We start from the raw sequence: 12,572 nt of genomic DNA, 5'->3' as shown, positions 1-12,572 counted from the left end.
TATGATATTACTGATTTTTCAGTCGCAGGCAAAAATACAATTTTTGTTCGATAAATGAGAATTTGCGCGGAACTATTGTGCCAAATCCTTCCCATTTTTTAAAACTTCTGCCCGTTAATGGAACCAATCTGTCTCTTTCCCGTTAGCGGAATTATATTGAGGACGTGCTTCCGCCTCTTTGCGGACAGCGATGTTGCTTTTGTCTTTCTTGCCGACAAGTTGGCAAGGTTTTGCCACCACATTGGCAAAGCTTTGCCAAAGGCATGGCAAAACTTTGCCAATATGGTGGCAAAACGCTGGCAAAGTAACTTGCTGGCTTGTTGTGTGTTGGCTCGAATTGTGCAGCGATATCATCACAAGGGTGAAGAGATACTGGGCAGATTCTGCCGACGGATTCATTATTTTGTGAATTTCCATTCGTCAAATAAGAACTTTCCGTTCCCGAATACGAAGTAAATGTCGTGTTTGCCTTTTATCCGTTTGTCCAACGGCTTTGTCAATGTTTGCCACGTATCGGTATCAAAGGTCAAGGTGGATAGGAGCGGACCGTCTGGACTGTCCATGTGTATTTCGATGGAGCCTTTCCCTTTTATCTTCATCTGTATGGCTTGAGGTGATTGCGGGAATTCCGCACCGCGGACACAGATGGCCTGTCCGCTCTTGTTTCCTACGGCAGACATGTTGCCTGTCTGTCCGGTAGGTTCAAAGGCAACGCCGCGTGTGGCGGCTGTGGTCTCGGCCTGTTGCTGCGCAAACGGGTCGAGAGGCTTGATTTGTGAAACGCCCTTGGCTGTGGCTGTGCCCATGTGGATAGTGAGGTCCTTTTCGTCCACCTCTATTTCTTCCACGCAGATACTGCGGACACCCACTTTGAGGTCGCGGCTGTCCTGCAAGCCCAGTGAGTGGTAGAAGAGATAGTACTTCCCTTGAAATTTTACCAGATGTGTATGGTTGTTGCTGTCGGACATGCCATAGTCGCCGGGATTTTTGAAGTAGTTGTCCCGATAGGTCCAGCTGTCTGTCTCAAGTGGCGTGCGACTCGTCATGTAGCTCATGCAGCACCGGCTCGGCTTGTCTATATCCTTGTGGGGCCATGCATCCCGGTTCTTCCAGTTGGTGTTGTAGGTGTAAATCCAAGTGCCGTTCAGATAGTTCAGTTCGTTTGCTTCAAAGTGGTATGGCGCTTTTATTTCAACTATTTCGCTGTCCAGCGTCTTCATGTCATTTGCCAGCCGCACGATGCGTGCGTCTCCGGGAATGTAGTCGTCGCTGTCGCCCCCGCCAAAGGAGAGCCAGCCGATGCCCTTGTCGTCGATGACTACTCCCGGATCGAAGGGAGCTTTACACTTGCCGAGTCCTGGAGTATTACCGTCTACCACACATTTGCCCAATGGGTCTGTCCAGGGCCCCACGGGGGAAGTGGCAGTCAGCATACCTACACCGGAACCGCTGTTGGAGTAGTACAGATAGAAGTGGGTTTTGCCGTCGGCCTCCTTGCGCGAAGCGATGGAAGGTGCCCACGAAGCCATTCCCCAGGGAGCCAGAGCCTTTACATTGATTACTCCGTGATAAGTCCAGTTCACCATGTCGTCAGAAGAGACCATCGTCAGCGAATGGATGTGCTGATAGGTGTTTTTCCCGTTACGGCCCACTACATCATATTGCTGGTGGTCGTTAGTGCCGTACACATAAATGCGGCCGTCGTGCACCACTGCTGTGGGGTCGGCCATGTATTGGAAGTCGAGAAGGGGATTGGCATTGCCGGTAGAGAACTTGGGCGAGAATTCAAAAGATTCTTCCAAAGCGCTGTCTGTAGAAACCGGAATGTTTTCAGAAGAGGCAATGCTGTCTGCCCGGAAGGGGGCTAAGGGGATGCCTTCCGTTGAAAAAAGGTTGCCTTGAGCAGCGTCACTGAAGCAGTAGCGAATGGAAACCGGGCTTTCGATTCCTTTTACCGGGACAATCAGCTTTCCCCCGTCTATCCTGGCCCGGGCCTCTTGCCATTCCTGGCCGGCTGCGGCCATCATCAGCCCCTCTATCCTTTTCCCGTGTACGGCCAGTCCGTTCTTTATGTCTTTGAAAGAGATTGTCACATGGTTGCCTTTGCGGCAGGCGCTTTCAAAGACCGGGCTTTTATAGGGGCCTGCATATATATGGTATGTATCGTCCAGTGCAAGATTGGCGAGACGTTTGCCTACGCTTCTTTTGTCACGTGGATGGATGTCCTGCACATTGTCCACCAAATCTGACACGGTAATCATCTTGACCTTGTCCAGCATTTCGGGCAACATGGCCTGCTGCTCGCGTAGCAGTGCCGGTCCGTTGTCTTTGGAGTGGTATTGGAAGGGGGCTATCTGGACCAGATAGAATGGGAATTCCTTGTTAAATCCGGTACGCCACGAGCCTATCAGCCGCTGCATCACCCGGGCGTAGGAGCTGGCACGGCCTTGGTTGGCTTCTCCCTGATACCAGATGCATCCGGCAATGCCGTAGGGCATCACGGGATAAATCATGCTGTTGTACAACGTGCCTGTTTCAGCCGGAAACCAAGGATTGGATTCATACGGATAGTCGCACAAGACCGGGTCGCTCATTACGCATTCGCGGGGCGTCCATGTCTCGGCGGTGGTTCCGCCCCATGCGGCTACGATGATTCCTACCGGCACGTCCAGCTCTTCCTGGATGTTGCGGCCGAAGAAGTAGGCCAGGGCACTCGTGCTGCGCATCGTTTCGGGCGTGCACTGTGTCCATTGCGAGAAACAGTTTTCTTGAGGGAACGGGGCGGCTATTCTGGCCACGTGAAAAATTCGGAGATTGGGACAATGGGCATTTGCCGTTTCCTCGTCTCCGTTCTTTATGCCGTGGTTGGCGCTCCATTCCATATTGGATTGTCCGCTGCACAGCCAAACTTCGCCTAGCATGACATCGGTCAAGGTTACTTCTGACGAGCCGCTGAAACGAATCTCATAAGGTCCGCCGGCTTCGCCGGAAGGTACACGGGCTGACCATTTCCCCGTATTATTGACTTGGGTTTTGATTATTTCTCCTTTCATCCATTCGGGGGCGATGGAAATTGTTTCTCCCGGAATACCCCATCCCCAGAAAGTAAGTTCTGAGTTACGTTGTAGCACCATATGGTTGGAAAATATGGCAGGGAGTTGTATCGCTGCTTGCAATTTCAGGATGCCGAGCAGCATAAATAAACTTAAAAGGGTAAGATAATGATGGTATTTTTTCATACGAGTATTTATTTCCATAATGCAAATTAATAGCTGTTTTTAGAAACCATTACATTTTAACCGTTACTTTTTTCCCATTATAAGCCACTGCCTTTTTTGCGCCATCAGCAGTTACTATGTTGAATTTCCGTTCTTTCAACATACCGGAAAACTCTCCTTTCCGATTTTCAATAGTGAGCATGCGAGTACGGTCATTCCATTTCATCGTAATGGTGCTGTACATTCCTTTTTCATAATTGTAGTTGTCATTCTCGTCTTCGTAAAGTGTGAATTCGCCGTTACAACCGGGATACACTTTTATCTCCAAGTTGTCCCATGATTTTTCGGTGCTATACTGCACTTCGGGACCTATTGGCAGGATGGAACCTGCTTTCACATAAAGTGGTAAAATGTCAATAGGGGTATCTTTCACGATATATTGTCCGCCGGAGTGTTTCTGATTGGTCCAAAAATCATACCATTCCGTATTTTTAGGCAGATATATTCGTATAGACTTAACGGTACTGAAATCTTCTACACGGATGGTGTCCGAAACTGTTTGGGTATACATGGGTTGGGTTACAGGGCATACCAATAGGGATTTGCCAAACATATACTGATTGTGGATGTTCCACACGTTGCGATCGTGGGCAAAATCCATTGCCAAGGCACGCATGAAGCTGGACTGATTGGCAGTTACCTCCCAGGCAGTTGTGTAGATGTATGGTAACAAACTGTAGCGTAACCGAATGTATTTCTCAATCGCATCGTATATTGGCTCGCCTTTTTTGCCGAATTGATAGATTTCTCTGGGAGCACCTTCCCCATGTGACCGCATCATGGGACAGAATGTACCGAACTGTATCCAACGGGCATAAAGCTCGCGATAATCCGGGTCATCCAGCATCAAGGGATATTGCCATAGGAAGAATCCGCCGATATCGCTGTTCCAATGGGGAATGCCACATAGTGAGAAGTTTAATCCCGCAGGTATTTGCTTCTCCAAAACTTCCCATGATGCTGTGATATCTCCTGTCCATGTATTGGCACCATAACGTTGCTGGCCGGCAAAGGCTGAGCGGGTAAGGATAAATACGCGTTTATCTGAAGTTACGGCACGCTGGTGGTCGTACACTCCACCTACACTCATTAAAGGGTAGGCATTGCGTACTTTACGGAATGACCCCAAATAGGTGGGCGTGTCAAAATCTTCAGGAATGGGGTGAAAATGGTCGGGTTCGGTAGAGTCCATCCACCAGCCGTCTATACCCACAGAACGTAGGTTCTCGTTCAGGTACTTCCAATAGATGTCGCGTGCTTGCGGATGGTAGGCATCGTACACGCGGGCACCGGATGGATAGTCCATATTGGGAGGCCACTTCTCGGAACCGGATTCGGGCCATGTGCGGAAGTTGAAGAGCATGTTCCCTTTGTCTAACTCGCGATAGGGTTTGGTATGTGGTCCGAAAGCTGACCAAATGGAGATAATAATGTGGGCGTTCATTCCGTGTATGTCTTCCATCATTTTTTGGGGGTCGGAGAATTCTTCGTTCAAAAAATCCATTGCGTTCCACAGGTAGTTGCTTCCCCAGTATCTCCAATCCTGGATAATTCCATCGAGGGGCACACCCAGTTCGCGGTATTTTTGCACTACGCCAACAATCTCTTTTTGGCTTTTGTAGCGTTCACGGCTTTGCCAGAATCCATATGTCCATAATGGAAACATGGGCACTTGTCCTGTGAGGTAGCGCATCTGGGCAACTACTCCATCGGCATTTTCGCCGTACATGAAATAGTAGTCAATGCAGTCGCCGACTTCAGAAAGGAAGGATGTCTCTTCTTGATTGTCTTTGAAGATGGTTGGCGAATAGTTGTCCCAAAAGAGACCGTAGCCTTTGACGGACTGGAAGAAGGGAATCACATCTTCAAGATTGTCTTGGATAAGGCGTTTGGTCTGGTTACGTTGCGACATTTTGCCGTTTTGCAATTGTCCCAATCCATAAATAGCTTCGTCTTTCTCTAAGGTGAACGATTGATAAACGCTGAAGGTTTTTGTGCCGGCATCGTTGAAATCATCAAAACGTGCACCTTTATTTTGTTCTTGCAACAGCGATTTTCCATCGGAAGAGGCAAAAGTTATTTGTCCGGTCTCTTCGTTGAGATGGACTGTAAGCTGATGGCTTTTGATAGTCAATATGCCCCCTTTCGAAGAGACGGATAGTTTTACTTTTTCCGGTTGCCCGATGACCGACAAGCTTTCTTTGGTATACTTCCAGCCGTCAGGCGATTTTAAGATTCTCACTGTGACAGGAGAGAAGAAGCTAATATCTATATTTATACCTTGCACAGTGCTTTTTATGCCTTGTGAGGTGCGTTGGTAGGTTTGTGCTCTGCCTTGTTCTGCTATGAAAAATGTCAGCATCAGCAGGACAAATAATCTTAAAAAAAATCCCTTTTTCATACAATATCAGCAGTTTAACGGTTAGTGATTTTCAGTACCAAAGAAATAGGATTGGGTGTCTTGTCTTTGGGAAGGTCAATAAGCAAGCCTTTGGAAGTTCTTCTGAACTTTGCCTTTCCGCCTCCTAATAATTCTACCTTTTCGATTTCTCCTTTGCAGTAGGGACTGCCGGTAGCCAGTGATTTTATCTGTATTTTTCCGTCTGAGGGCCATTTCATGATATGGGCATACAAGTATTTCCCTTTTTTCACAAACCGGATGTCGGCAGAAGTGTAGGGTGCGTTCTTGCCTTCGTTGAATCCTGCTCCGTCCAAAGGTATTGCTGTTTCTGTGGAGGGACCTTCACCATAAATACACCAGGGACGTGTGTCGAATATTCCTTCTCCGTTCACCTCCATCCAGGCGGCTATGTCTTCCAGAATTTTTTCTTCCTTGTCGTCGATGGTGCCGTTTCCTTTCATTGGTACGCTTAGTAATAGGTTGCCATTTTTACTGACGATGTCAATGAGCATGTGGATGACGGTCCCGGCTGATTTATACCAGTTGTCTTCGTAAGCAGAGCGGTTATAGTGCCAAGTACCGAGGCAACTACAGGTTTGCCACGCCTTGTCCTGGCATTCCGATGGAACCCCTTTTTCTACATCCCATACGATGGCCTCTTTATGTTTAGCTTCCAGCTTCTTTCCGAAGACTACAGCATTGAGATTGCCCTTGTGAAGCTTCATGTTCTGGTTATAGTAGTGCGACACGACTTTCAGCCCCGTATCGTTGATGGGCCAGAAGGGGAGTACGCTGTCATCGAAATAGACCAGGTCGGGATGATATTTGTTTATCATGTCCACTGTGCGGTCGAAGAAGTTGTCGTAGTAACTCTGCGGGGGGACAGAGGTTCCTTCGGGCCAGTCCCATGCCACCCAAGCATGTCCGCTCAGGGCATGATTCTGTACGTATAGCTCTTGCGGGTCGTAGCCTTCCCACCATTTTCCCTTGCCGTCTTCCTTAGTCACTACGCGGGCATCGTAGGAGATTCCTGCGTATGGGCCTTTCTTGTCGGCTCCTTGTGCAGTTTCATACCATGTCCAAGCATGGGAGGAGTGGATGCTGACACCGAAGGGCAGTTTGTTTTTGCGGGCCGCTTTCTCCCATTCGCCCAGTACGTTTCGCTTGGGGCCCATGTTGACGGAGTTCCATGATTGGTATTTACTATCCCACAAGTCCATGTTGTCGTGATGATTACCCATGGCAAAGAAATATCGGGCACCGGTTTTCTTGAAAAGGGCTACCAGCCTCTCCGGATTCCATTTCTCGGCTTTCCATTCGTTGATTACATCCTTGAAGCCGAATTCCGAAGGATGTCCGTAATGCTCCAAGTGCCACTTGTAGGCAGCACCGCCCTCTTCGTACATGCCACGACCGTACCAGTCGCCGGCTTCGGGTTGGCATTGCGGACCCCAGTGTGCCCATATGCCGAATTTGGCGTTGCGGAACCATTCGGGCACTTCGTATTGGGACAATGACTCCCAGGTGGGTGAGAACTTGCCCGGTTCTGCTTTCTCTTGTTGTGCCAATGCACTGCCCCCTTGCAGGATGCAGGCAGATAGGAGAATTGTTTTAAAGATGTTTCTTTTCATACCTTTATTGTTGTTTACAAAATGTTTATTTCCTTTTTGAATACATTGATGAACGGATTATTCTGTTTTGTCCATATACTCCATGATAAACCCATATCGGTAGGAGCGATTGCCGTCAATGGTGTATGGCTTCATGGTCTGTGCGCCCCATCCGTCGTTTCCACCTACTCCGTGTATGTTGGAGTCGATATTCAGGTTGATGAAGTCGCGTTCGGGCAGTTCGTGCGCATGTTCTTTCCCTTCCAGGTCTTCTTCCCCGTAGGGCCATATACGGAAACATAGGGGTTGCAGGCCTTTGACTTGTATTTTCCATCGCTCACTGTCTCCCAGCATGAACCAGCGTGTATCGCACCGGTTGGCATTGTCTTGCGGTACGATGTAGTTCGTGATAAATTCGTGTATGCCACACTCGTAGACTCCCAGGAAAGCGGAGCTCTTGCGGTCGGGATAGTTCTCGAACTTGCCGCGTCCGTACCAGGCTATCCGATTCAGCGCCGAGGGCATTCTCATGCGCATACCGAATTTGGGCATCAGCGGAATATCTTCCTTTTCAGGCTGATAGGTTGCTTCTACTTGTATGCGGCCTTTGCCGTCCACAGTGTAGCGGAGATGGTAACCGGCTCCTATCCGGGGGAGGGAGAGACTGGCATCCACTATCACCATACCATCGTTTACGGTTGCTTGGTATGCCTTTACGATACGTTTTTGCTCTGCATTTTTCCAAGCGCTCAAACGTTCATTGTAGCCGTTGCGGACCTGAATGTCATTTGCCGGTTTCCAAAAATAGGGTTCCAAGGCACTGTACAACAACTCTTCTCCCTTGACTCGCCAACTCACCAAAGCACCGGTACCTTTTTCTATGGTGAACAAGGCATCGGCGGCTATAATTTCCACCGCTTCGGGTGTCTCCTTAAACGTGGCCTTCCCGCCGTCATCCTTCAATTGTGGGAATTCATAGTCATGATACGTAAGTTGTTCCTTGGCAACTTTGAAGCCCTTCTCTGCCCACGTCGTGGATTCCTTCAACGTGGCATATACATTGAGGCAAAGTTCCCCACACTTATCCGGTCTTGAAGGTACCTCCAGCAGATTCCCTTCGGACAACTGGAGGTCGCCGCTGCTTACTGCCTTTCCGTTACATATCCACTCATAGCTGTAATCGAACTCATCCAAATCGGAAAACGCATACCCGTTGGTCAATTTGATTTGCCGCGTTCCCTTCTTTTCAAACTTGATGTATTGATATACTTTTTGTACCTCATAGTAGTGGGGGTGAGGCACCCGGTCGGGAGATACCAGCCCGTTAATGCCGGTGGGACCGTCGTTGGGATAGTCCCCGAAATCTCCTCCATACGCCCAGAATTCATCAGGCAGTAATGGGAGTGACGAGGGGCTCTCGCCGAAACTTAACGGTGCACCGTTAAGCTTTTTAGGAATGCCTTGGTCTACCCAGCACCAAATGGCAGCTCCGATGATACTCTCGTCTTTTTCAATCACATCCCAATACTCCTTGAGGTTGCCGATGGAATTTCCCATGGCGTAGGCATACTCTCTCATGAATACGGGGCGGTCGGTTATTTTCTCGCCAAGTTCCTTCAAAGCGTCGGGATGCAGATAGGCTTCGTCATAGACGTCGGATACGGTGCGGTCTGTATCGTCGTATATCGGCCTGGTGGAATCTAAGGCGCGGACTGTGTCTGCCATGGCTCGCAAATTGGCACCGCTTCCGCCCTCGTTGCCCAATGACCAGAACAGGATGCACGGATGGTTCTTGTCCCTTTCCACCACGGCCGCTGCTCTGTCCACATGGGCCAGTGTCCATTGCGGGTTGTCCCCTAATACTTTGTTCCCCAAGCCGTAGGCATGACTTTCGTGGTTCGCTTCGTCCATTACGTAGATTCCATACTTGTCACATAGCTCGTACAGCAATGGCAGATGTGGATAGTGGGACGTGCGTATCATGTTGATGTTGGCTTGTTTAATCAGCCGGATATCTCTCTCCATCGTCCGGCTGTCGACAAAGAATCCCATACGGGGATGGAAATCGTGACGGTTCACTCCTTTCAGCTTGACGGCTTTCCCGTTGACTTTGAAGACGTCTCCCGCGATTTCTATTTTCCGTATGCCCCAATGGTATTCGAACGATTCCAAAAGTTCATTCTTCCTGCGAAGCTTGATGTGGATGTCATATAGATGCGGTTTTTCGGCAGACCATAGTTGAGGCTCCCGGAGCATTTCGGACAGTGTGACGCTCGTTTCAGAAAAGGCCTGAATAGTACCTACGGGAGCCACCATTTTTTTGTCGAGTTTATTTCCTCTATTGTCTTTCCCCACCAGGTTTATTTCTACGGTCAGGTCTTTTACTTTGCGGTCGGTCTGGTTTCTTATCCAAATTTCGGTTCCGAATGTAGCTGAACGCATGTCGTCCGACAAGTCGCTGCTGAACCTATAGTCCCGGATATTTGTCCGGGGACGTACCCATAGCTCTACCGGCCTGAGTATTCCACTAAGCCGCCACATGTCCTGGTCTTCCAGATAACTGCCGTCCGACCACCGATACACTTCCACTGCCAGACGATTGGTTCCGTTCTTCACAAATTCGGTTATGTCAAACTCGGCAGGCGACATCGAATTCTGGCTGTAGCCTACCCGCTCTCCGTTTACCCAGACATACATGGCCGATTTTACTCCTTCAAAGTGAAGGTATAGGCACTTGTCTTTCATATCGAGCGTCACTTCGAACGTGGTGACATAAGAGCCTGTGGGATTTCTGTGCCCGTAACTGTAATATTCGGCGGGAGGCTCGCTTGTCACTTTGGGTGCATCCTTCTGGAAGGGATAGTTTACGTTGGAATAGATAGGTTTCCCATAACCTTGCAATTGCCATGCTCCCGGTACTATGATGGTATCCCATGTGTCGGTATTGAAATCATTCTTGTAGAAGTCGGCCGGGCGCTTTCCCGGGTCGGCAGACCATTGGAATCGCCACTTGCCGTTCAGGGATATGATTTCTTTGCAATCGGCTTTTTGCGAAGGCAATGTCAGTGTGGCATGATACGGCTCTTTGTTGATGCCGACTACAATAGGATTCTCCCAGTCCGGAACTTCTTGGGCGCCGGCATATAGGGCACTTAGCAATAGAAAGGCAAATATCTTTTTTCTCATTTTTTCTCATGTTTTCTGATGGTCAATAAACTTCCATGATGAGAACTCCCCAGGGGGGCAATGTTACATGGTCTCCTTCTTTTACAGTCTTGCCGGAAATCAGCTCTTTGGACGTCGGATAGTTATGAGTGATTTCTTTGCTCTCGCTGCTGTAATTGAAGAAGTAACGGATGGCTTTTCCGGCTTTGTTTATTCCCGAACGCTGTATGATGGGGAACACGTCGCTCTCTGAAGAGATGATACCGGCATGGATGGCTGCCTTTCGCACGATGGCATTCAGCAATTCCTGCGAAGGGTAGGCTCCTATGTAGGTCAGTTTGCCTTTGCCATACTTGTTTTCGGTGACAACGGGCCATTTGCCGAAGAACGGATGCTCTGCATAAGCCAACGGGGTGGCTGTCTCGGGAATCAGGAATTCATACCAGTCGCTTATCTGGTTCTTTCCCTCTAATTGAAAGGGGTTATCCTTTAATGATAAGTCACCGATAGTGGAGAATTCCTGGTAATGGAAGCCGCAGGCTTTGCGTAGCGGCCCGGGAGCCAAGGTGGCCCGAACTGCGGAGTGCTCATTGCAGTAACCGCTTTTGTGCATCATTACCACGTGTCCGCCGGACTGTACGAATTCATCAATGGCTAATAGCAATTGGTCGGTAGCCACATACAAAGGGGGAATGACAAGCATGTCATATCCGCTGAAATCGGTTGTCTTGTCACAAGGGATGATGTCCGTTTCTATGTTTTGGAAATAGAGGGCTTTATGCACCATATCAATGGGATAATTGCTCTTGTAAGTGTAGGGCATGAAGCCGAGAGCATGATAAGAATCATGACTGTAGAGGATAGCTGCCCGGTTTTTCTTTTTCAAGTTCACGATGTGGCTGCCTATTCTTTCCAACTCTTTGGCGGTGGTGGTGAATTCCTTGTATATGCGGTTGGGCTGGAGGTCATGGCCCAGCACGCCTCGCCAGTATGTCTCCTGCCCGTAGTGCAGGGTAGACCAGTGCCAGTATTCCACCATATTGGCTCCGGAAGCATAATGTGCGTACACATTCTGCCGCAACTGGTTGTCGTAGGGAGGAAACTGGGTGCGGGCATCCCAGCCGATGCCTTGTGCGTTGGTTTCCATGACGATGTAATTGTTGTCGGCCACGGTGCGCACGAAGTCACCGGCATAAGCGATGCGCTGGCCGTCTTGTTTATCCTGTACATCGTGATAGACATTGATGGCAGGATATTGCATCTGCCTGAAACTTTCCACTTGGTCTATATTATGGAAGTCGGGCATAAAGCAGTGGGTGACAAATTGGTCTTTACGCTTGTATTCATTTACAAGGTCGCACTGCCAATTCAGAAAATCGGCCACTTCCTTCCGGTTATAGCGTTCCCATTCATTCTTGTACGAGGGGCTTGTCACTCCATCGCGCGGATAGAACTCTTCCCAGGTGTTGATGTTCATTCCCCAGTAGTTCATTCCCCATTCCTTGGCAAGCAGATTCAGGTCATTGTTGAATTTCTGTTTGATGTAGTTCCTGAATCCGAAGAAATAGTCTCTGTTGTTTACTCCGCGCGCTTCTGTTTCGTTGTCCACTTGATACCCGATGACTGCCGGATGCTGTGCATATCTTTCCAGCATCTTGCGGATAATCCGTTCGCAATAGAATTGGTAGGTCGGGTTTGTAAAATCCATGTTCTGTCTGATTCCATAATAGGCTTTGTTTCCTTTGGCGTGTTCTGCCAGCACTTCCGGGTGTTTGTATGCCAGCCATGCAGGAATGGAATAGGTGGGAGTTCCCAAGATGACTTTGATTCCTGCTGCATGCATCTTGTCCAGAATGCGGTCCATCCATTCAAATTCAAAATTTCCTTCTTGCGGCTCAAATACTCCCCAGGCAGATTCTCCAACGCGCACTACTGTCAGGCCGGCTCTTTTCATCAGCCGGATATCTTCATCCAGTCGCTCATAGGGCATATATTCATGATAGTAGGCTGCACCATAAAGCACGTTGTCGAATGAATACTGCGCTTTTATTTGTAAAGCGCTTAAAAACAACACTAATAGAATAAAGTAATTTTTGTTTTTCATAATCTTACCAGTCC

General features: G+C 48.8%; 6 protein-coding genes. All 6 read right to left on the bottom strand.

Annotated features, from left to right (window positions below):
• Nucleotides 1-114 precede the first annotated feature (114 nt).
• From DWX62_RS22115 to DWX62_RS01045, 6 genes are read right to left on the bottom strand one after another with little or no spacing between them, the layout of a single operon-like run.
• Nucleotides 115-399: a hypothetical protein gene (locus DWX62_RS22115; protein WP_070100546.1), complete on the bottom strand. Its 285-nt coding sequence runs from the start codon at nt 397-399 to the stop codon at nt 115-117.
• A complete protein-coding gene (locus DWX62_RS01065; RefSeq protein ID WP_229031904.1) occupies nt 399-3,239 on the bottom strand; it encodes a family 43 glycosylhydrolase in 2,841 nt (946 codons plus the stop codon). The genes DWX62_RS22115 and DWX62_RS01065 overlap by 1 nt, the downstream gene beginning before the upstream one ends.
• Nucleotides 3,240-3,288: 49 nt before the next feature.
• A complete protein-coding gene (locus DWX62_RS01060) occupies nt 3,289-5,679 on the bottom strand; it encodes a TIM-barrel domain-containing protein (RefSeq protein WP_057256301.1) in 2,391 nt (796 codons plus the stop codon).
• Nucleotides 5,680-5,693: 14 nt separating this feature from the next.
• Nucleotides 5,694-7,310 carry an alpha-L-fucosidase gene (locus tag DWX62_RS01055; RefSeq protein WP_117588735.1) on the bottom strand — a complete coding sequence of 539 codons (1,617 nt, stop codon included), beginning with the start codon at nt 7,308-7,310 and terminating at the stop codon, nt 5,694-5,696.
• Between the two features lie 57 nt (nt 7,311-7,367).
• Complete coding sequence (locus DWX62_RS01050) at nt 7,368-10,475, bottom strand: glycoside hydrolase family 2 TIM barrel-domain containing protein (protein WP_117588734.1); 3,108 nt, start codon at nt 10,473-10,475, stop codon at nt 7,368-7,370.
• Nucleotides 10,476-10,497: 22 nt separating this feature from the next.
• Complete coding sequence (locus tag DWX62_RS01045) at nt 10,498-12,558, bottom strand: beta-galactosidase (RefSeq protein WP_035447046.1); 2,061 nt, start codon at nt 12,556-12,558, stop codon at nt 10,498-10,500.
• Nucleotides 12,559-12,572 lie beyond the last annotated feature (14 nt).

The sequence above is a fragment of the Bacteroides sp. AF20-13LB genome, assembly GCF_003603065.1.
Taxonomy (GTDB): Bacteria; Bacteroidota; Bacteroidia; order Bacteroidales; family Bacteroidaceae; genus Bacteroides; species Bacteroides uniformis.
The sequence above is the reverse complement of the archived record's forward strand: the minus strand, read 5'-3'. Positions and strand labels throughout refer to the sequence as shown.